We start from the raw sequence: 22,065 nt of genomic DNA on the forward strand, positions 1-22,065 counted from the left end.
TCACTCTCACCGAAAAGCACCATTGTTCCAGAGGACTTTTGAATGGTAAAAAACACCTACGACCCCCAAACCGCGATGGATCAGCTTGACCAGCGTTTCCAGGCATCTATTGCCAGGGGCACGCTGTCAATGTCTCCGGTACAGGGTTTACTCAGCTATATCGACTGGTCCAGGCATTTGGCCATTTCACCGGGAAAGCAACTTGAATTGCTCAATCTTGCCATCGGCCAGGGACTGGCCTTGGCCCAATATGCCCAGCGTACACAAACCGTTGGCATCCCCGGCACCCCCAGCCACCACATCAACCTGAACATCGAGCCACCCATTACCGACAGACGCTTTAGCGGTCCGAAATGGAACACCTGGCCCTTTAACATGATGCAACTGTCTTATCTCATGACAGAGCAATGGTGGAAAGAGGCAACCAGTGATATTCGCGGCGTTACCCCGCACCACCTGGACATTGTCCGCATGTCAGCCCAACAAATCCTGAATGCGCTATCGCCTAAAAATTTTGTGGCCAGCAACCCCGAAGTATTGCAAAAAACACTGGAAGAACAAGGAGCCAACCTGCTACGTGGTGCCATGAATGCATGGCAACAAGCGCAACAACAATTTACGGGTACCCCCGATCCCAAGCTTGAAAATTTCAAGGTGGGCAAGCAACTGGCCACCACACCCGGCAAGGTCGTACTGCGTAACCAGCTGATGGAACTGATTCAGTACACGCCCACAACCAAAAAGGTTCATCCCGAACCGGTACTGATCATCCCTGCCTGGATCATGAAATACTATATTCTTGATCTTTCGGCACACAATTCCATGATTCGCCATCTGCTTGATCAGGGATATACCGTTTTTTGCATTTCCTGGAAAAATCCCGGTGTGGAAGAACGCAATATGGGCATGGATGATTATCTTTCCATGGGTTTTTTTGCCGCACTGGATGCCATCAACCACATCACCGGCCAGAAAAAAGTCCATGCCACCGGTTATTGTCTGGGCGGCACCCTGCTGTCTATTGCCGCGGCCGCAATGGGCAGGGACCAGGATGACCGCCTGCTTTCCATGACCATGCTCGCCGCCCAAACTGACTTCAGCGAACCCGGTGAACTGTCCCTGTTCATTGATAACAGCCAGCTGGCCATCCTGGAAGCGGAAATGGCCGATATCGGCTATTTAACCGGCGAACAAATGTCAGGCGCATTCCTGCTGCTGCGTTCCGACTTGCTGATCTGGTCGCGTTATATCAAGGAATTCCTGATGGGTGAAGAATCCACCATGAATGACTTGATGGCCTGGAATACCGATACGACCCGCATGCCAGCCAAAATGCACTCCCAATATTTGCGCAGGCTGTTCCTGAACGACGACCTGTCCGAAAGCCGCTATCCCGTCAATGGTCGCCCTGTTTCACTGACAGACATTCACGTGCCCATTTTCTGTCTGGGTACGGAAACAGACCATATTGCACCATGGCGCTCGGTATATAAAATTCACCATTTGTGCCGTTCCGACATTACCTTTGCGCTCACCAACAAAGGACACAATGCCGGTGTCGTGAGCGAGCCCGGTCATAAAAACCGCCATTTTCGTGTACTTACACGAAGCAACAATGACCCCTATCTGGGGCCTGATGAATGGCTCGAAACCGCACAGTTCCAGGAAGGTTCCTGGTGGAACTGTTGGTTCAACTGGCTGAACGAGCGTTCCAGTGAACCGGTACCACCCCCGCCCATGGGTAATCCCGACAAAGGTTATTCCGTACTTTGTGACGCCCCCGGTGTTTATGTTTTTGAAAAATAATGTTTACTTGGAGTGAATGAAATGACAGCTGTAAATGAATCAGTCAAACGTACTGCTCTGGTTACCGGTGGAACCGGTGGGCTGGGTACGGCAGTGGCTCGTGCCCTTCATGATGCGGGCCATACCGTTCTTGTCACCGTGCGTCCCGGCCATGACCCATCCGACTGGTTAAAAAAGCAAAGTGATGAAGGCTATACTTTCAAGACTTATTTTATTGATGTCGCCGATTATGACTCCTGTATTGCCGGTGCCCAACAAATGCACGACGATGGTTATCACATTGACATTCTGATCAATAATGCCGGCATTACCCGCGATGCCAGCTTCCGTAAAATGGACAAGGAAAAATGGGATCAGGTCATTAAAACCAACCTGGACTCCATGTTTAACATGACCAAACCCCTGTGCGAAGAAATGCTGGCCACCGGCTGGGGACGTATTGTCAATATTTCTTCCGTTAATGGCAGCAAGGGTTCATTCGGCCAGGCCAACTATTCATCGGCCAAATCAGGTATTTATGGTTTTACCAAAACCCTGGCGCTGGAGTTTGCCCGTAAAGGCGTTACGGTCAATGCGATTTCGCCCGGTTACCTGAATACCGAAATGGTGGCTGCCGTTCCCAAAGACGTCATGGACACACAGATTTTGCCCCAGATTCCGTTAGGCCGTTTGGGTGAACCGGCCGAAGTGGCTGCACTGATCGTTTTCATCTGCAGCGATCTGGGCGGTTTCATGACTGGCGCCAACGTGGCCATCAATGGCGGACAACACATGTATTAATATCCAGCTCTTCGGATAAGACAAAAATGCCTGCCCGGCAAAGATACCGGGCAGGCATTTTTCATTTTCTGCACGATGCCTGATAAAACAAAACGCTTAAATCAAGCCTTCCGCTTTCATCGCAGCGACCACTGCCGGACGCTGTGCCACACGTGCCTGATAAGCAGCCAGATTGCCCCATTTGGCCAGATCCAGCTGAATATACCTGGCCCAACCCAGAACAGTAAACAAATAAGCATCGGCAACCGTAAAGGTATCGCCCATTAAATAGTCTTTGCCAGCCAACTCGGCATCAACATAAGACAGGCGTTGCTCCAGAATGACAAGACAGGCATCTTTCCACTCTTGCGGGGTGGACGGCTTGAAAAAGGGACTGAATCCCTTGTGAAGTTCAGTCGCCACAAAGTTCAGCCAGGCATGGGTTTGATAGCGAGCCGTGGACCCTGCTGCAGGGATCAGGTTTTGGGAAGGATTACGGTCACCCAAATATTCCAGAATGGCCTGGCACTCTGTTAACACTTCACCATTATCCATTTGCAGTGCCGGCACATATCCTTTTGGATTAATGGTTAAAAAGTCCACGCCTGATTCAGTCACCTTGGTTTTGAGATCGACTTTTTCAGCTTCATAGCCAATACCCAACGCTTCCAGCACAATATGCGGCGCCAAAGAACATGCCCCCGGTTTATAAAACAATTTCATTTAACAGCTTCCTTGATAACGATAACAACATGACAGTGCAAAATCCTTCACGGGCCCCGTAATAACAGTTTGCACATCAACATTCAAATAAAAACACACTAAAGAAGGACAGGATTTTCGGTCACCACGATGCCATCGACATCACTGTACACATACCATCCAGACCGGAAGGTAACACCGCCGATCATGACAGGAATATCCAGTACACCCTGCCCGGCCTTATGACTCTTGCGAGGATTGGTACCCAATGCCTTGATGGAAAAATCCATTTCATTGATCTGGGCACTGTCACGAATAGCACCATACACAATAATGCCGCCCCAGCCGTTATCCATGGCTAATGTGGCAATCATGTCTCCTACCAGGGCCCTGTGCAACGAAGCGCCACCATCCACCACCAGAATTTCTCCTTCTGATTTTTCTGACAAAACCTGTCTGACCAAGGTATTGTCCTCGTAGACCTTAAGCGTTCTGATCCACCCGCTGATTGCCTTGCGCTTGCCCCATTGTTGGAACTGAAGATCGCAAGAAGCACTTTCGGCAAAGGCATCCATCACATCGCAGGTAAGTAATACTGACATCACTGGTTCTCCTTTTGGCTGAAATATTCGATTTTTAAAATTGACGATCAAGTGTAATCCATGATCTTTGAGTTTTCGACAGGCCTGACCTGTATTTTTATTATATTTTTATATATAATATATTTTTATATAATATTTACCCTGGAAATTTTCACATGATTATCGACTGGCAAAACTTTACGCCCTGGTCTTCACTGGGCGGTGGTATTTTATTGGGTATTGCGGCTGCCATATTCATTCTGGCAAGTGGTCGCATTCTAGGCATCAGCGGTATTCTCGGTGGCCTGCTCAAACCAGGCAAAGACGACACCAACTGGCGTATCGCCTTTCTGCTGGGACTTTTTTCAGCACCATTAATTTATCTACTGGCAGTGGGATCCATCCCCATCGAAATTAATACCGGTTGGCCACTTATTATTCTGGCCGGCTTGTTGGTTGGCTTTGGCACTCGCCTGGGCTCGGGTTGCAGCAGTGGCCATGGTATTTGCGGCCTGTCGCGACTTTCCGGCCGCTCGCTGATTGCCACCCTTGCCTTTATGGCCAGCGGCATTCTAACCGTTTACCTGGTACGTCACCTGATCGGCTAAACCCTCGTCTTCATCGCAATAAAAGGATATCAACATCGTGAAACGCATCACAGAATATTTTGTAGGACTCCTCTTTGGCATGGGTCTGATTATTTCAGGTATGGCCAATCCTGAAAAAGTACTTGGCTTCCTGGATATTACCGGCACCTGGGATCCCTCCCTGGCATTCGTCATGGGCGGCGGCGTACTGGTGGGGCTGTTTGCATTTACCGCGGCAAAAAAACGCCAGACTGCCTGTCTGGGTGACCCCATGAACTTGCCATCAAGTCGCAGTATTACACCCCGTCTGGTAATTGGCAGCTTACTATTTGGTATTGGTTGGGGTCTGGCCGGCATTTGCCCCGGACCTGCCCTGGTTTCAATGGCCGCAGGTGAATGGAAAGCATTGCTGTTTGTGATAGCCATGATTGCAGGTATGGCTGCTTTTACCATCTTTGAAAACCGTAAAACTCAATAAACCCATTAATACCCAACCGGCAAGCCAAATCACCGTGACCAAGCGCAAATTACCCGACTTTCTGCCTGACTGGATTTCAGCCTATCAGAAAAGCCTGCTTTCAGGTGACCTGACTGCGGGCCTGATTGTAACCGTCATGCTTATCCCGCAAAGTCTGGCCTATGCCATGCTGGCGGGTCTGCCACCTGAAATGGGATTATATGCCAGTATCCTGCCCATCATTGCCTACGCCCTGCTCGGATCAAGCATGACATTAGCCACCGGCCCGGTGGCGGTTATTTCTCTTATGACCGCCAGCGCCCTGGCTCCACTGGCCCAATCCGGTTCAGCCCAATATATCGAACTGGCCATTCAAATGGCCCTGATCTCCGGTGTCATGCTGCTGGCATTCGGGCTATTGCGACTGGGTTTTCTGGCGCACCTGCTAAGTCATCCGGTCATCAGTGGCTTCATTAGCGGCTCGGCCATCCTGATCAGTCTTGGACAACTCAAACACCTGTTGGGCATACCGGCTTCAGGCAATAATATCGCAGCCACCCTGCTTGACCTTACCCGTCATTTGTCCCAAACCAATCCGGCCACCCTGGTCATAGGCAGCAGCAGCCTGCTTTTTTTATGGTGGTCACGCCGTTCCTTAAGTACATTGCTTGAAAAGGCCGGCATGTCATCCCGACTGGCCGGGATGCTATCCAAGCTGGCCCCCATGATCAGTGTGATCGGCTTTACCTTTATGGTTTATTTTTTCAGCCTGGACACGCGGTTTGGCGTCAGCGTGGCAGGCCATGTTCCGCAAGGCCTGCCTTCCTTGGGTCTGTCCCTCCCGGGCTTTGATGCGATAGCCGCCTTGTGGCTGCCTGCACTTCTGATTTCTCTGGTTGGTTTTGTGGAAAGCGTCTCGGTAGCGCAGTCACTGGCCTTGAAACGCAAGGAACGCATCCTGCCCAACCGTGAGCTGATCGGTCTGGGTGCGGCCAACCTTGCCAGCGCCATTTCTGGTGGATATCCGGTTACGGGCGGGTTTGCACGCTCGGTGGTCAACTTTTCCGCGGGTGCCAATACACCCCTGGCCGGCATCATCAGTGCCCTGCTCATGGCCATCGTGATTGCTTTCTTTACCCCTCTTTTTTACTATCTGCCCCAGGCCGTACTGGCCGCCACGATTATTTCGGCCGTTACAGCCCTGATCGACTGGCGCAGTCTCAAGAACACCTGGCAATATGATCGCGCCGATGCATTTTCCTTATTGACAACAATGCTGGGGGTTGTGTTATTGGGCGTGGAAGCCGGCATTTTATTGGGTATCGCCCTTTCCCTTGCGGTACTGGTTTGGCGCAGCAGCCATCCGCATATGGCCGTTCTGGGCCGTGTACCCGATACTGAACATTACCGCAACATAGAACGCCATGCGGTGCAAACCGTGCCGGGCCTGGTGGCATTGCGCGTTGATGAGAGCCTGTTTTTTGCCAACGCTGCGGTAGTGGAACAAAAAATCATGGCACTTGCCAATACCGACACAGATGTTAAAAACATGCTGCTGGTTTGCTCGGCAGTTAATCAAATTGATGCCACCGCTCTGGAAATGCTGGACCAACTTGAAAAAAGCCTGGCTGCCCGCAACATCCAGCTGTATTTTGCCGAAGTCAAAGGTCCCATTATGGATCGTCTGAAAAACACGCCCTTGGGCAAACGAATGAAAAACAAAATCTTTTTAAGTGTGCACACGGCGTTCCAGCACTTGAGAAAAGATCGGGAACCGAACTGAAAAAAGGTTTCAATACCGATATACCAATAAAAAAGAGGGAATGCAAGCCGCATATACAAGCCTGCTCCTTGCATTCCCTAACACCACATTAGGCCTCTGCGCACTCGGTTTCCCTGGCAAAGTGCGCTATCGTTTCCTCCAGGCTGAGCAAGTCGGCATATTTCTGACCCATATCAAACAAACTCGACTCATGCGGTCCCTGTGCACGGTCACCCACACAGTCAACAACCACCATCGGCCGCAAACCATAGGCCGAAGCATCATTGACACTGGCTCTCACACATCCACTTGTTGTACAACCGGTAATAAACAGTGTATCGACACCCTTGAAGGCCAACCAGGAGGCCAGGTTGGTGCCGAAAAAGGCGGAACTGTGTTTTTTCAGCGTGACAAACTCGCCTGGTGCCGGTTTGACACTGTCAACAAACTGGGCATCAGGTGCATCCGGCGTAAGCGCTTTCATGGCAGGCACCTTCAAGGCAAACGTCAGGAAATCGCTGCCATCGCATTCGGTCGCCACTCGCACGTGAGCAACCGGCACATTATTTTCCCGGGCTGTTTTCAACAAAATGGCAGTGTTGGCAATCGCATCATTAATGTTGTAGCCACCCAGTACATCGCTTTTTGAAAAACCGACCTGAAAATCAATAATCAGCAAAGCCGATTTTTTGCCAAAACCCAACCGGCTGCCAAAATTCTGTGTTTTAAAAATATCCAAATCACTCATCATACATCCTAAATTTTCATGAATTTACGCACAAGGGATGCTGTGCCCCTTAACTGAAAGTGACGGCCTCATCCTGAGTCACCAGTTTCAGTTTTCCCGGCTCCGGATCAAGAACAGGCTCACACAGTTTGGCAATTTCCAGCAATCGGGCATCTGACATGCGGGGACCGACCAGCTGGATACCCAATGGCAGACCGAGATCTCCCAAACCAACGGGAATCGCCACGCAGGGTGCATGCAATAAAGTCCACATGGCATTGAAAACATGATCACCGGATGTATGCAATCCTTCTGGCGCCTGTCCAGGTGCCGGCAGCGTCAATACCACATCCAGTTCTGGACCAAACAAATTGTCAAAGGCCACCCTGCATTCAGCCGCCAGGTCATAAGAATGCAACAGGTCTTTTTTCGTGAAGCCCTGGGTGTTCATGACGATATCAACAAAGTATCCATTGAAGGCTGGATTTCCGGCATAGTATTCAGGCAGGAAAGCCGAGCGGCCTTCGCTCTTCATAATCACTTCCTGGGCGTGGTTCAATTTGCTGAACCGCTCATCAAAATCAAGGTCAAAAACGATGGCGCCTTCGGCCTCCAGTAAGCGGGCGGCCTGCATCAAGGCTGCGCGTCCCCATTGATCTGCCTTGGCCCAATTCGGACTCCGGCACAAACCAACCCTGAGCCCCTTCATGGTGGTTGGCGCAGGCTCATCAAGATCCATAATCCGGAAATTGCGTCCCACCAGCATCAAATCATCGACGCAACGCCCATACCAGCCGATGGTGTCAAGAGAATAGGAGTATTGTTTGGCCCCTTCCCGACTCACAAGCCCATGGGTTGGCTTGATACCATAAATACCATTGAAAGCGGCCGGCCGAATATGCGAACCGCCCGTTTGTGTACCAAAAGCCAATTGCAGTTGCCTGTCACCGACTGCCGCACCCGAACCCGATGAAGAACCACCCGGTGTATGAGCCAGATTATAGGGATTGCGCGTTGCCGCCATTCGTCCGCCTGACGCGAACTCAACCGTATCTGTTTTGCCGACAATCAGTGCCCCCCGGTGCCGGACAACGGCCACGCAGGCAGCATCTTTATTTGTCTCATGACCATAATACAAAGGTGAGTTATGTGTGGTGGGCATGTCTTTGGTATCAATCATGTCCTTCACACCGAACGTCAACCCATGCAACTCGCTCTTTGGCGCGGTCTGGTCCAACTCACGGGCATTACGAATGACCTGGTCAGGGTCAAAAAAACGAAAGGCCTTGATGATCGGCTCACGCTCAATGATCCGTGAAAGCGTGGAACGTGCCAGCTCTTCACAAGATAACAAACGTTTTGAAATCAGGCTGGCAGCCTGTGTTGCGGTCAGTTCATAGGGTTCCATTATGCATTCCTTTTGGCTTGAATTAATGGGAGACAGAAAATACTGGCGGGTTCCTCAAATTTGGATGGCATGCGAACAATTCTTTGTCCAAGCTGTACAGCCGCATTGCTCAAGCCCACGACATGTTCAAGTTGTTCCGCTGGCACAGCCACACCATATCGTTTGAAATAGGCATAAACCTCTTGTGAGGTCCATTGGGTATCAAGGTTAGAAGCAGACATTTTTTCTCCTGATTCATTTAAGATCAAAGCGCTGGACGTGTTTTGCGAAAGTCCGTCGCGCGTTCATAAGCATGGCCAACACGCAAAACCATGGCCTCATCCAACCACTTACCAACAATCTGCGCGTTGGTTGGCAATCCATTTGCATCAAATCCGGTACATATACTCATGGCAGGGTGACCTGAGATATTGAAAACAGGACAAGCCGTATCGGTCGTAAAGGCCTTGACATGTGCATCGTTGCCATATTTAGGTGCTGTATGCAATGCACATGGCATAATCAATGCGTCATAGTTTTGGATGAGCTCATCGGTCGCCATAGCCAATGCTTTTCTTCTTCTTTGTGCATTCACATAATCGACGGCACGGTACATGAAGCCACTGGTCAATTTGTCACGAAGTGCCTGACCCATCAAATGGGCACTTTGCAGAAACTCTTTCTCATGTAGGGAGTAAGACTCTACCTGCCCGATAATGCCATTGGCATCACGATAGTCAGATAACGACGTTGGCAATTTCACTTCCACCAATTCAGCACCTTCGCTACGCAACACCTGAATCATGTTTTCAAATGCCACTCGGTTGGCCACATCCAACAAATCATTACTGCTATCCAAATCACTGACGCAGGCGATTTTCAGGCCTTTGACGCCTTTGCCCAGTTCTGCCATATAATCAGGCACGGCTACGTCCAGAGATGCTGAATCCTTGGGATCATAGCCAGCAACCGCCTGCAGCATGATCGCGCAGTCTTCGACCGTCCAGCACAAAGGCCCGGCCACATCAAGCGACCAGCAGTTAGGCAATATTCCATACTTGCTGATACGACCATAGGTCGGCTTCAGGCCCTGCAATCCGCAGGCTGCCGCAGGCAAACGTACGGACCCACCCGTATCCGACCCCATTGATACCATGGCTGTGCGGCCGGCCACCGAAGCACCAGAACCGCTGGATGATCCGCCCGTGATGTAGTCTGTATTCCAGGGGTTGCGTGCCGGCTCAAAGGGTAAGTCAAAATGAACGGAACCGGTACCCGTACCATACTCCCAGGTATTCAATTTGCCCAACATCACGGCGCCAGCCTGATCCAGCTTGCTAATAACGGTTGAATCGAAATCTGGCACATGATCCATCAAAACCCTTGAAGCCACACATGTCCGGATGCCTTTCGTAAAATAGTTGTCCTTGACCGCATAGGGGATACCATGCAAAAGACCTTTATAGTCACCCGCAAGAATCTCTTTTTCCGCTGTCTGGGCATGCTCACGTGCCTGCTCCGCTGTCACCAGAATATAACTGTGAATCTTCTCATCGACCTCATCGATTCTTCCAAGAAAGGCATCCAATAATTCGACTGGCGACACTTTTTTCGCCGCAAGCATTTTGCTTGCTTCACCAGCGGTAAGATTTAAAAGTTCCGTGCTCATATATAACTCCAAAGTTATCGCCCTGAGGGTACTAGCTTAAGCACCCCAAGTCGTTGTAGAAAAAAGAAGAGATAAGGGGTAATGGAAAGAAAGACAAAGACCCGCACCACATGAAAACCCACAACTGTGGGCACATCCAGACCCAGAGTTTTGGCCGAAAGACTCATGTCGGCAATACCACCGGGCGCTGTTGCCAGAATCATGGTCGGAACCGTGGTACCGGTACCCAAAGCAATCGCGGCACCGATCAATGCACACATACCGGTAATAAGAAAAACATTGAGCAACAAGTTCGGCAGTGTCCGACGAACCATTAACAAAGAGTCTCGCCTGAACATCGCCCCCATGTGAACGCCAATTAATACCTGGGCCACGGCCGTCAGAAATCCGGGAGGTGGCGATGTATAAAGCCCGGAGACAGAAACCACCATGCCAATGGCCAAGGGCACGAGCAACCACGCATTCATCATGCCCATTCTTGCCAGCCAGGCAGTAACCAGAATCGAACTGCACAACAGCAGGCCCAGAACAAACCATTCCTTGCCTGTCACAATATGTGCAGATTTCACGACCACCGAACCATCAACCAGCAACAAGGACGGCAAGACCGACACCAGCAACACAATCCGCAAAAGTTGCGAAACAGCGATCACTTCCGGGATGGCGCCAAAGCGCTGTCCAAGCATGCTCATTTCTGCGGCACCACCCGGTATGCTTGACAGGAAAGCGGTGCTTCGATCCAGTTTGGCCATCTTTGCCAGCAAAAGAGATGCGGCTGCAGCAAACAAATAACTGATCACAACAGCCAAAAGAATCCAGCCCATGTTATCCAATAGCCGTTCAAGGGCGCTGGGCGTAAAATAAAGCCCAAGACAGGTCCCGACAATCCCCAGCCCCAACCGTCGCCCCCAGGACCAAACCCGCACAGGTCCGACAAAAATGGATAATCCCGCGATACAGAAAATGGACCCCACCATCCATGGCAAAGGCACACCAACACGATAAAAAACATAACCGGATACAATGGCCAATGGATAAGCCAGTATGAGAGGGACAGGAGACTGGGATATCATATTCACACCGTTTCTTCAGCAAGCATTTGGGATGAATGGATACAACGGGAAAAATGCTGTGACCCTACCTGAACCATGTCAGGTATCCGCGCACTACAGGCTGCTTGCGCTTGCGTGCAACGGGGTGCAAAACTGCATCCGGGCGGCAAATCGGATAAGTCCGGCGGTGAGCCTTCGATAGGCTTGAGCAGTTCCCCACGTTTTCCACCATGAACGGTCGAGCGCATCAGCCCTTTGGTGTAAGGATGTTGCGGGTTAAGCAAGACGTCCTCGACGCTACCCGTTTCCACGAAACGACCACCATACATAACAGCTATCTTGTCAGCCACCTCGCAGGCAACGCCCAAGTCGTGGGTTACAAAAATGGTTGCCATACCCATTTTCTGTTGCAACTCACGCAGCAAGAGCAAGACCTGGATCTGTACGGTCGCATCCAGTGCGGTAGTAGGCTCATCGGCCAGCAACAGCTTGGGCCGACACGATAAAGCCAGGGCAATCATCGCACGCTGACGTAAACCACCGGACAACTCATGCGGATACGCATCCAGCCTTCTGGCGGCGGAAGGAATTTGCACCAGTTCCAGCAGCTCAAGTGCCCTGCTTCTGGCCTCTACCTTATCAACGCCAAAATTGATCTGAATGGCCTCAGAAATCTGCTGCCCGATCGTAAAAACGGGATCAAATGCCGTCAACGGCTCCTGAAAAATCATTGAAATAACAGAGCCACGGATCGTATGCAGTTGATCGTCCGGCAGGTTGACAACATCAATACCGTCAATCGTGACTTCGCCCTGCAATTGGGCTGATCGTGGCAATAAGCGCATCAGGGAACGCATGGTGACGGATTTGCCTGAACCGGATTCACCCAGCAGACACAGCACTTCACCTGCCTTCAAATCAAAAGATACGCCGTTTACAACAGAAACATCGGTTTCATGAGATACAAATCTAACGTGCAAATCCTGCACTTTTACCAGTGGCTGATGACTCATGTAATACCCCTTAATTTTGTTAATACGGTTTATTCAATAACGACTGATCACAAAGGGAAGTGACAAGCCACCTGGTGAGCGGATGTACTGGACTCTGCGGACAACACAGGTGAAACATGCTCACATAACAATTGCGCCTTATTGCAACGTGCACGGAATCGACATCCTTTGGGCGGATTAATGGGATTGGGTGGATCTCCGCTTAACGGAGGATCCACGACCCGTTTTTGGGGATCCATGGATGGCCTGGATGACAACAAGGCTGCCGTATAGGGATGACGTGGCGTGTTATAAATCTCATCAACCGGCCCCGCTTCCACCACCTGCCCCAAATACATCACCATGACCCGGTCACTTAAAAACTGAATGACATTCAAATCATGGGAAATGAACAGATAAGTCAGGCCAAGCGTTTCTTTCAATGACTGCAACAGATTCAGTACCTGTGCCTCCACGGATTTATCCAGCGCAGACACAGACTCGTCCAATATGAGCAGCCGTGGTCCCATGGCCAATGCCCGTGCAATATTGACGCGCTGGCGCTGTCCGCCTGATAGCTCATGGGGATACCGTTCGGCAAACATTTCAGGTGCCAGCCCCACCAGTTTGAGCACTGAACTGGCTCTTTTTTTGGCTTCTGCGGCAGATACACCCATGACCTGTGGACCAAAAGCGATACTGTCCCGAATGGTCAAGCGCGGATTCAGGGATGCATAGCTGTCCTGAAAAACCATTTGTACATGCTTGCGCATTTCCCGGACACTGATCCCGCTGGGTGCCCCAACCTCTTCACCATCAAAGATCACTTCGCCGTCATCCGGGTTCATCAGATGCATCAGCAAGCGGGCTGTCGTGGATTTGCCGCAACCGGACTCGCCAACGATACCGAGCGTCTCACCTTTGGCCACCTTGAAACTCACACCATCAACAGCATGAATAACTTGTGGCTCACCCGACTCCGTGCGACCACCGATCGGAAAGTATTTCTTCAACTCATTGACAATCAGCAATGGCTGGGCGGGCCCGCCACGATCATCCTTGTCAACCAAATATTCATAATCCAGCGTCGTATTCATGGTTAATTCCTTATGCCTTGACATCCATTGCGCTACGTAAACCGTCACTCAACAAGTTGAAACACATTGACGTCACGAAAATCATGATGCCGGGAAGAATGGCCTGCATCGGTGCTACATAAATTGAAGACCTGAGCGTATTGAGCATTAAGCCCCATTCCGCATCGGGCGGACTCACACCCAACCCCAGGAAACTCAAACCGGAGGCCATCACAATGCTGACGCTGATCAGGCTTGATGCATAAATCAGGACCGGCCCGGTCACGTTATTCAATACATGGTGACGCATGATCATCCAGCCACGTGCTCCAGTCGCTCTTGCCGCCTCGACAAAATCCTGATTGCGGATCTGCGTAGTCACACTTTCAGATACCCTGGCGATGGAAGGAATGAACACCAATGTCAGCGCAACCAGACTGTTCAGAATACCGGCCCCCATGATGGTTGAAATAGCCACAGCAAGCAGCACAGAGGGGAATGCATAGAAAACATCTACCGTGCGCATGATGATCATATTCACGCGTCCGCCAGCGAAGCCCGCAACTATGCCCAACATTCCACCAATCAACGTTGCAATCACGACGGGAGCAAAACCCGTAAACAGGGAAAGACGGGCACCATAGATGAGCCGGGAAAGCATGTCCCTGCCCAGCTCATCGGTTCCCAGCAAATGCCCTGGCGTACCGATTGGTTTAAGCCTTTTTACGATATTCATCTTGTTGGGATCATCCAGTCCCAACCAGGGCGCAAATATGGCAAGTGCCACCAATACGAGCAGGATGAAGGCACAGATCATTGCCACCGGATCCCGTTTCAGGCGACGCAGGGTGGACACCCAGAAACTGCGCGATACTTTCTTGGGACTGCGTGGTACCTTGGGACTGGCAATCGTCGAACTGCTGCTCACCGGTTCGGCGACAGAATTCAATGGAATAGATTGGCTCATCATTACCACTCCTCTCATTTACGTTTAACACGAGGGTCTACTGACATCTGAAGCAGATCGACCAGCAGATTAACCACTACAAAAAACATGGACAGCACCAGTATCGTTCCTTGCAGAACAGGAAGATCCCTGGTGAAAATGGCCGAATTGAGCAAGAATCCAGTTCCCGGCCATGAAAACACCGTCTCAACCAGAATGGATCCCCCCATTAACTGCGCAAACTGCAAGCCCATAATCGACATCACGACGGGCGCCACATTTTTGGCTACATGCAGAACGATGCGGCGCTGATTCAGGCCTTTGGCATACAATGCCTGTACGAACTCTTTCTGATAAACCTCGGAAACCGCTGCCCTGACAGAACGGGCGATAATGCCGGTAGGAATAACCGTTAACGTAATCACGGGAAGAATCATGTGAGCAAAGCTGTCCATACTGAAATTGAACTCTGTAGATCCGCCCGATCCCATCCCCACTGAAGGTAACCAGCCAAGCTCAACGGAAAAGAAAATAATCAGTACCATGCCGAGCCAGTAATGGGGCACTGAAACACCGGTAATCGCAATACTGCTTACAAACCGGTCAAGCAAACGATTTTGGGTTTTGCCGGCAATCCAGCCCAGCAAGGTACCGGCAATCATGGCCAGAAAGATGGCAACCACCGCCAGCACCAGAGAATTGAACATGGCGGGTACCAGCTCTTGAAGCACAGGACGATTCGTGGTGATGGAACGGCCAAAATCTCCTGTCATGACATTGCCGACCCAAATCAAATATTGCATTGGCAATGGTTTATCAAAGCCATACTCCGCCTTGACCTGTTCAACCAGTTCCGGTGTGGCGTTGTCAGGCAAAATGGCATCAATAGGATCACCCGGAGCAACATGCACCAAGGCGAAACAAACCAGGGAAACACCAATTGCTATAGGCACGAAATAAAACAAACGACTCAGTAGATAGCGCCACATACCTCACCTCTTTTTTGAAAATCCGAATTCAAAATCAGGTTTTCCGGGGTAGGGTTATCTCCCCCGGAAAAATCTGTCACAAACTTACTCAACGTAGACCGGGCTCAAGTCCTGGAACCAGCTTTGTGCCTGTACAAAACCTTTCACCTTGGGCGAGAGCGCCCGAGGGTTCAAGTCATGAACAACCCAGACCCACATCGCTTCGTCAACGATGGCAGCATGCAACTTGGCAAGCAACTCATCCTGCTTGGCGGGATCAAACTCGGCCTTGGCTTTTGCGGCCAATTCATCCGTATTAGCCCTTTGGAACAGACCCCAGTTATAGCCACCTGGAGGGGGTTTGGCAGACCAGGATGTATTCAATAAAGCAATATCCGGATCCCAGAATCCCCAGCTATTGTTAATGGTATGTATGCCTTCATTTTCCTTGGCGGCGGCTCCCGCACGACGGTGCGCGCGCAAAGACTCCCACTCCATCACCTCAAACTCGGCATCAATACCCACATCCTTCCAGTTGGCCTGAATGAATTCATTCATCGGCAAAGGCTGCATCTGACCGGATCCTGCGGTAGAAATGGCCACTTTTACCTTGACCGGATTCTTGGGGCCATAACCCGAAGCGGCAAGCAATCGTTTGGCTTCCTCGGGGTCATACTTGATCTTGAACGTCGGATTGCCATACCATGGATGGCCTTCATAAACCATACCTGTAGCGGGCTGGGCCAACCCACCCAGAAAACCCGACAATCCTTCCCGATCAATCGCCAGATTGGCCGCTTTTCGAACATTAATATCGGCGAAGGGAGAATTATCCAAATGACTCAGCTGGTAAGGCCAAACATGCGGATAAATGTTTTTCACGATCTTCATGCCCTGTTTTTCAAGACGAGGCACCGTATCGGGAGGCGGTGCTTCCACCCAGTCAACCTTGCCGGACAACAAAGCGGCAACCCGTGTCGTTGGATCCGGCATGGTGAACATGACAAGCCGGTCTGATTTGGGAATACGCGCTTCATTCCAATAATTGGGGTTTTTAACCAGTTCAGCCCGTTCGCGGGGAACCAGTTTTTCAAGCATCCATGGACCGGTACCTGATGGCTTCTTGGCAAATTCCGCCCAGCTTCCACCTACCTCGTTCCAACGAGCAGGACTGGACATATAGACTTGCGAAAGTAAATACGGTAATACGGCATCAGGCTCTTTAGTTTCAATTTCAACCGTTTTATCATCAATGACTTTATATGCCTTGATGGGTGCTATATAAGTTGCCGCTTGGGCAGCCTGGGTCTGATCAAATTGTGGTGACGATGTGTTCAACAACTTGTCCAGGTTCCACACAACTGCCTGCGCGGTGAAATCAGATCCGTCATGAAACTTGACACCATCACGCAGTTTAAATGTCCAGCGGGTTTTCGTGTCATCATCAACTGACCACTCTGTCGCCAGTCCGGGCACCAGGACAGCAGGCTTGTCAGCCTTACTCAGGTCCCATCCCACCAAACCATCATACAAGGTATTGCCAATAAAGCGCTGTCCCTCTGCCCCTTGACTGGGCTGTCCGGTTGTTAGCGGAATATCAGCCATGGTTGTCGCAACGCGCAAAATAGACTCTGCATGAGATAAACCTGGTGACATCATAAATCCAACGGATATCAACACTGAAACCATGGATTTATAACGAATAGCTCTATTAGAAAACGGACGAATCATAAGTCCTCCTGAAAAAATTACCTCATCATTTAGCTGACAGGTAATACCTGAAAAAAACACAAAAATCTAAACATGTGTTTAATTCTATTCCCGGGAAATAATTCGGTCAATAATAAAGTTAATATTCCAAATTAATTTACAGTTTGTTGTTTTTAAAGAATATTTTCAACTCATAGTGGTGCAAGGCGTTTTATTTTGGTGCACTAAAAATCACCACCATGGTGCTTTTTTCAAATTTCAATGTTAAAATACCAAAAATATTTAAACAATTGTTTTAATTAAATGGAGAGTAAGAATGAAACTGGAATTAAAAACCCATAACACAGGCGGCAACCAAAACGCCAAAGAGCGGATTTTAGAAAGCGCCAAAATATTACTGGCATCCAAAGGACCGGAAACCGTTACCGTCAGGGATATCGCCGAAAGCAGCAACGTTAATGTCGCCTCGATTAATTATTATTTTGGCTCCAAGGAAGGACTTGTTTGTGAAGCCTTGCTGGCTATTCTGGAACCCACCAATATTTCAAGAAAAGAAATGATCCTGCAAGCAAAAGAACGCTTTCAGACAACGCCCATTCCATTACCCGTTATTCTGGACGCCATCATCAGACCGCTGGTCGAATCGGAGAAAGGCATGGACAAGAGCCGCCTTTTTATCCGTGTTGAGCAATACTTGCAAACCAATCCTTTAAGTCCCTACGCCAAATTCGTGTATGAGCACTTTCATCAATATGCCAAGCTGATTATTAATGAACTTCACAGAACCCTGCCACACCTGAGTGCCAGCGAGGTTGTCTGGCGCTATGAGTTTGCCAGAGGCGCCTTGATCCACCTATTGGCCAATATCGAACCGGGATCCACCCGCCTGAAAATGTTAAGCCCGAAAACTTCCTGGATAGACTTTGAGAACGAGGAGGCCATTATTCAAACAATTACCGCCAACATACTTGGTGGAATAGCCGCCCCCACAACCGGAAACCACCCCGCTTCCCAACATAATTAGTTAGCAAATAGCAGGCAAAAAAAATGCCTTACATTTAAAATATGTAAGGCATTTTTATGCAATTCCTGGTGGGCTGGCCGGGACTCGAACCCGGGACCAACGGATTAAAAGTCCGCTGCTCTACCAACTGAGCTACCAGCCCGAATAAAAAAGCCGCTTGGATATAAAAAGCGGCTAATAATATGTACTACAAATTACGTGCTTTAAATTTCAGGTGGTGGGCTGGCCGGGACTCGAACCCGGGACCAACGGATTAAAAGTCCGCTGCTCTACCAACTGAGCTACCAGCCCCTGAAAGAATGAAATTATGACTGATATGACTCAGGCTGTCAATATTTTTTTTATTACCACGCCACCAAAATAGAGTCTTGGTACTTTTTCACAACAAAATCTTTAACCGGTTGTGACTGGTAAATCTGCACGAACTCTTTCAAGTCTGCACGATCAAGATCTTTCTCACGTACGGCAATAATATTGGCATAGGGAGAATTGCCATCTTCCAAGACAATTGCATCTTTCTTGGGGGTCAGGCCTGCTTCAATCGCAAAATTGGTGTTCACAGCGGCGAAATCCACATCGTCCAGTGAACGGGGCAACTGGGCCGCATCCAATTCGATGAAACGCAGTTTCTTGGGATTTTCAAGCACGTCAATAGGGGTTGCCTTAATACCTGCTTTCGGATCAAGCTTGATCAAGCCCTGCTTTTCCAGCAATAACAGGGCACGGCCACCATTGGTGGGATCATTGGGCAGGGCAAAACGCGCGCCTTCCTTCACCTCACTTAAATCCTTAATCTTTTTACTGTAAATACCAATGGGGAAAATGACGGTTTTTGCCATGCTCACGATGCCGTAATTGCGATCGGCATTGGCATTTTCAAGGTAAGGCAGGTGCTGGTAACTGTTGGCATCCAGATCGCCTGCCGCCAGGGCTACATTGGGCTGAACATAATCGGAAAACTCGATAATTTCAATGTTGTACCCTTTTTTGGCTGCTTCCTCTTTAACCACTTCCATGATTTGTGCATGAGGGCCGGCTGTAACACCCACTTTCAGCGTTTTGTCTGCCGCATATGAGGCAGAGATAAAACCGGCACCCAAGGCAAGGGCCAGGATATGACTAACAAATGTTTTCTTCATTTCGAATCCTTTAGGATTATTTATGTGACAAACGTCGGGAAATCCAGTCACCCACACTTTGAATCAACTGAACCATAACAATCAGCACTACCACTACAATCAGCATGACCTCGGGCAAGAATCGCTGGTAGCCATACCGGATACCAAGATCACCAAGGCCGCCCCCGCCAATGGCACCGGCCATGGCCGAATACCCGATCAGACTGACCAGCGTGATCACCATCGCGGAAATCAAGCCGGGCAAAGCTTCAGGCAATAAAACCTTCACAATAATTTGCATGGGAGATGCCCCCATCGCCTTGGCAGCCGTGATCAGGCCACGGTCAACTTCCCTCATGGCCGTTTCGGCAACCCGGGCCATGAATGGAATGGCAGCAATAGCCAGGGGTACAATAGCCGCCGTGGTGCCAATCGATGTCCCGGCAATAAAGCGGGTAAACGGAATGATCGCCACCATCAAAATAATAAAAGGCACCGACCGGGTTGCATTAATGATTGCCCCCAGGACACGGTTAACCGCCAGATTCTGCAACAGACCACCTTTGTCGGTCACGATCAGGGCAACCCCAAGGGGCACGCCCAGAAAGAGTGCGGCAAGTCCCGAGACCCCCACCATGAGCAGGGTTTCCAAAGTAGCATCAATCAATAAATTAACCATTTGCGGATTCATACACCACCTCCTGTATTTGTACACCACCCTCATTGCCCAAGGCCTGTCGTGCCTTCAGGATGGCTTGCGCGCTACCCTGTACCTGCACATATAATTTACCAACGGCGACCCCCTTAATGTCCTCCACTTTGGCCTGCAACAGGGACAGACTGACACCCTCATACCGGGCCGCTCCTGAAAACAGTCCACCAGACACCTGGGCATCGTGCAAATGCAATTCCCAGATGGCGGCATCCTGCCCGGGATGTTCGTTCACCCATTTTTTCAGGCGTGCCACATGAATTTCGAAAGAATCTTCCGACAAGGTGGATTCGGTTGCCGCAGACACCATGGCCCGGGTAACGTCATGCCGTGGATTGGCAAATACATCAGCCGTATCTCCCACTTCCACCACTGCCCCATGACTTAACACCGCCACCCGGTCACAAATTTGCTTAACCACTTCCATCTGGTGTGTGATCATAACAATCGTAATACCTGTCTTGCGGTTGATATCACGCAACAAGTCCAGAATATTGGCCGTTGTTTCAGGGTCCAGGGCCGAGGTGGCCTCATCACTTAACAGGACATCCGGATGGCAAGCCAACGCACGGGCGATCCCCACACGCTGCTTTTGTCCGCCGCTGATCTGGGCAGGATAACGGTCGCTTAAATGTGACAATCCCACCAGGGCCAACAGCTCATCCACCCGGGTTTTGATGTCTGCCTTGTTGACACCGGCAATTTCAAGTGGCAAGGCCACATTATTGAAAACAGTACGGCGCGACAATAAATTGAAGCTTTGAAAAACCATGCCAATCCGTCGTCGTTGCGCACGCAACTCGATTTCAGACAAACCGGTCAACACCTGACCATTAAGGGTAATGGAACCAGAATCGGGCCTTTCCAATAAGTTGATACATTGCACCAGTGTACTTTTACCCGCCCCACTGGGACCAATAATGCCAAAAATCTCACCTTTTTCTATTTTAAGGTCTATTTTTTTGATGGCTTCAACCCCCCCTTTCGGGGTTTTGTATGTTTTTCTTAAATCTTTAATATGAATCATGATGTGGTATTGTGATCTGTCTGCCAGTTTCAGCAAACAAAATTATAGTAAGCCCCTTATTTCTTTTGGAAATAAGAGACTTGCTTTTCTTAAATCTTTTTTAAACCGGCAATGCAGGAAATAAAGCCTATGCCTTGTTGGCTCGCCTCAGTTCCCTGGCTCTGCGTTGCTGCTTGCGGAATTTTTTCCAGCGATTATACAAAGGCCCCCAGTAAGGATTTTTGGCAATACCGATTCTGTGCATTAACCAGGCACCGGGTTTATTTCGGACGGCTATCCGGTAAACATATTTGGGATCACCGCCGACAACATTAAAGCCATAGGCATCGGTCGTATAAAAAACACTAAAACCCAATGCCTCGGCCGCCTGAATATAGTCATCATCAAAATAACCCTGTGGCCAGCACAAATGCGGTGTATCTTTATTCAATTCCCGCAACAAGGCTGCCCTTGATAACTGCAAATCGTTGGCAATACCCGCACACTTGCCGGCTCTGTCACAGTTCAGATCCCAGCGGGTATGAGTATGGGTATGACAATGAACCTCAAATGTCCCTGCCGCTTCCATGGCCCTGACCTCTGACCAGCGAACGGCAATATCATTTGCCTTGCCCGCCGCAACAATTGCCTTGCATTCATGGTGTGAAGGGCAAACCGGCAAAGGATCACCCGAACCGTAAACAGGACGCGGATCGCCCTGCCCAGCCCAATTGGTAACCAGGAACATGACGGCATGCATGCCATGTTTTTGCAAAATCGGATGTGCATAAACATAGTTGTCCAGATAGCCATCATCAAACGTGATCAGAACTGATTTTTCGGGTACCGTCTCACCGTTGAGATAGCCGGCGAACTGGTCTGCCGTAAGACTGGTATAACCATTGGCGGCCAAGGCCGCCATTTGCGAATCAAAGTTTTCGGGGCTCGTGGTAATTTGCCCGGAAGACGGTGTCACGTGGTGATACATCAGGACCGGTACAGACCTGGCATTTTTCGAACCCAT

Annotated in this window: 22 protein-coding genes and 2 tRNA genes; 6 read left to right on the forward strand and 18 right to left on the reverse strand. The window is 49.9% G+C overall.

The window, feature by feature from the left end; translation table 11 throughout:
• Positions 1-42 precede the first annotated feature (42 nt).
• A complete protein-coding gene (locus HCX92_RS12725; RefSeq protein WP_169295336.1) occupies positions 43-1,806 on the forward strand; it encodes an alpha/beta hydrolase in 1,764 nt (587 codons plus the stop codon).
• Between the two features lie 21 nt (positions 1,807-1,827).
• Complete coding sequence (gene phbB, locus HCX92_RS12730) at positions 1,828-2,586, forward strand: acetoacetyl-CoA reductase (RefSeq protein ID WP_169295337.1); 759 nt, start codon at positions 1,828-1,830, stop codon at positions 2,584-2,586.
• 96 nt (positions 2,587-2,682) lie between these two features.
• Here phbB and gstA read toward each other — a convergent pair whose 3' ends face one another.
• Complete coding sequence (gstA, locus tag HCX92_RS12735) at positions 2,683-3,288, reverse strand: glutathione transferase GstA (protein WP_169295338.1); 606 nt, start codon at positions 3,286-3,288, stop codon at positions 2,683-2,685.
• 98 nt (positions 3,289-3,386) lie between these two features.
• Entirely contained in the window at positions 3,387-3,869 is a 483-nt protein-coding gene (gene rraA, locus HCX92_RS12740) for a ribonuclease E activity regulator RraA (RefSeq protein WP_169295339.1), read from the reverse strand.
• Positions 3,870-4,024: 155 nt separating this feature from the next.
• Between rraA and HCX92_RS12745 the strand changes: the two genes are divergently transcribed.
• Genes HCX92_RS12745 through HCX92_RS12755 form a run of 3 tightly spaced genes read left to right on the forward strand, consistent with a single transcriptional unit; the run spans position 4,025 to position 6,675 of the window.
• Positions 4,025-4,456, forward strand: a complete 432-nt coding sequence (locus HCX92_RS12745; protein ID WP_169295340.1) for a YeeE/YedE family protein — start codon at positions 4,025-4,027, stop codon at positions 4,454-4,456.
• Between the two features lie 37 nt (positions 4,457-4,493).
• Positions 4,494-4,913, forward strand: a complete 420-nt coding sequence (locus HCX92_RS12750; RefSeq protein ID WP_371808422.1) for a DUF6691 family protein — start codon at positions 4,494-4,496, stop codon at positions 4,911-4,913.
• Positions 4,914-4,947: 34 nt separating this feature from the next.
• Complete coding sequence (locus HCX92_RS12755; RefSeq protein ID WP_169295384.1) at positions 4,948-6,675, forward strand: sulfate permease; 1,728 nt, start codon at positions 4,948-4,950, stop codon at positions 6,673-6,675.
• Between the two features lie 88 nt (positions 6,676-6,763).
• Here the strand turns inward: HCX92_RS12755 and HCX92_RS12760 are convergent, their stop codons facing one another.
• The 10 genes from HCX92_RS12760 to HCX92_RS12805 all read right to left on the reverse strand — a co-directional run bounded on the left by HCX92_RS12760 (position 6,764) and on the right by HCX92_RS12805 (position 17,130).
• Entirely contained in the window at positions 6,764-7,402 is a 639-nt protein-coding gene (locus HCX92_RS12760) for an isochorismatase family protein (protein WP_169295341.1), read from the reverse strand.
• Between the two features lie 49 nt (positions 7,403-7,451).
• Positions 7,452-8,789: an amidase gene (locus HCX92_RS12765; protein WP_169295342.1), complete on the reverse strand. Its 1,338-nt coding sequence runs from the start codon at positions 8,787-8,789 to the stop codon at positions 7,452-7,454.
• Entirely contained in the window at positions 8,789-9,010 is a 222-nt protein-coding gene (locus tag HCX92_RS12770) for a hypothetical protein (protein WP_169295343.1), read from the reverse strand. The genes HCX92_RS12765 and HCX92_RS12770 overlap by 1 nt, the downstream gene beginning before the upstream one ends.
• Before the next feature lie 23 nt (positions 9,011-9,033).
• A complete protein-coding gene (locus HCX92_RS12775) occupies positions 9,034-10,437 on the reverse strand; it encodes an amidase (RefSeq protein ID WP_169295344.1) in 1,404 nt (467 codons plus the stop codon).
• Positions 10,438-10,451: 14 nt separating this feature from the next.
• Complete coding sequence (locus HCX92_RS12780; protein ID WP_217735374.1) at positions 10,452-11,510, reverse strand: AbrB family transcriptional regulator; 1,059 nt, start codon at positions 11,508-11,510, stop codon at positions 10,452-10,454.
• Between the two features lie 2 nt (positions 11,511-11,512).
• Positions 11,513-12,502: an ABC transporter ATP-binding protein gene (locus tag HCX92_RS12785; protein ID WP_169295346.1), complete on the reverse strand. Its 990-nt coding sequence runs from the start codon at positions 12,500-12,502 to the stop codon at positions 11,513-11,515.
• A 47-nt stretch (positions 12,503-12,549) separates the two neighbouring features.
• On the reverse strand, positions 12,550-13,578 hold the full coding sequence (locus HCX92_RS12790) for an ABC transporter ATP-binding protein (RefSeq protein ID WP_169295347.1): 1,029 nt from the start codon (positions 13,576-13,578) through the stop codon (positions 12,550-12,552).
• Positions 13,579-13,588: 10 nt separating this feature from the next.
• Complete coding sequence (locus tag HCX92_RS12795) at positions 13,589-14,527, reverse strand: ABC transporter permease (protein ID WP_248290058.1); 939 nt, start codon at positions 14,525-14,527, stop codon at positions 13,589-13,591.
• Between the two features lie 11 nt (positions 14,528-14,538).
• A complete protein-coding gene (locus HCX92_RS12800; RefSeq protein ID WP_169295348.1) occupies positions 14,539-15,492 on the reverse strand; it encodes an ABC transporter permease in 954 nt (317 codons plus the stop codon).
• An 84-nt stretch (positions 15,493-15,576) separates the two neighbouring features.
• Positions 15,577-17,130: an ABC transporter substrate-binding protein gene (locus tag HCX92_RS12805; RefSeq protein WP_211182399.1), complete on the reverse strand. Its 1,554-nt coding sequence runs from the start codon at positions 17,128-17,130 to the stop codon at positions 15,577-15,579.
• A 367-nt stretch (positions 17,131-17,497) separates the two neighbouring features.
• On the opposite strand from HCX92_RS12805, the gene HCX92_RS12810 reads away from it, so the two are divergent.
• Positions 17,498-18,205 carry a TetR/AcrR family transcriptional regulator gene (locus tag HCX92_RS12810; protein WP_169295349.1) on the forward strand — a complete coding sequence of 236 codons (708 nt, stop codon included), beginning with the start codon at positions 17,498-17,500 and terminating at the stop codon, positions 18,203-18,205.
• A 66-nt stretch (positions 18,206-18,271) separates the two neighbouring features.
• Here HCX92_RS12810 and HCX92_RS12815 read toward each other — a convergent pair.
• The 6 genes from HCX92_RS12815 to HCX92_RS12840 form a co-directional block, all read right to left on the reverse strand.
• A tRNA-Lys gene (locus tag HCX92_RS12815) sits at positions 18,272-18,347 on the reverse strand.
• A 73-nt stretch (positions 18,348-18,420) separates the two neighbouring features.
• Positions 18,421-18,496 (reverse strand) — tRNA-Lys (locus HCX92_RS12820).
• Between the two features lie 53 nt (positions 18,497-18,549).
• Positions 18,550-19,344 carry a MetQ/NlpA family ABC transporter substrate-binding protein gene (locus HCX92_RS12825; RefSeq protein WP_169295350.1) on the reverse strand — a complete coding sequence of 265 codons (795 nt, stop codon included), beginning with the start codon at positions 19,342-19,344 and terminating at the stop codon, positions 18,550-18,552.
• A gap of 16 nt (positions 19,345-19,360) precedes the next feature.
• A complete protein-coding gene (locus tag HCX92_RS12830) occupies positions 19,361-20,014 on the reverse strand; it encodes a methionine ABC transporter permease (protein ID WP_169295351.1) in 654 nt (217 codons plus the stop codon).
• Positions 19,995-21,062, reverse strand: a complete 1,068-nt coding sequence (locus HCX92_RS12835; RefSeq protein ID WP_169295352.1) for a methionine ABC transporter ATP-binding protein — start codon at positions 21,060-21,062, stop codon at positions 19,995-19,997. The genes HCX92_RS12830 and HCX92_RS12835 overlap by 20 nt, the downstream gene beginning before the upstream one ends.
• Positions 21,063-21,189: 127 nt before the next feature.
• Positions 21,190-22,065: a polysaccharide deacetylase family protein gene (locus HCX92_RS12840; protein ID WP_169295353.1), complete on the reverse strand. Its 876-nt coding sequence runs from the start codon at positions 22,063-22,065 to the stop codon at positions 21,190-21,192.

It is taken from the genome of Advenella sp. EE-W14 (assembly GCF_012923605.1).
Taxonomy (GTDB): domain Bacteria; phylum Pseudomonadota; class Gammaproteobacteria; order Burkholderiales; family Burkholderiaceae_B; genus Advenella; species Advenella alkanexedens.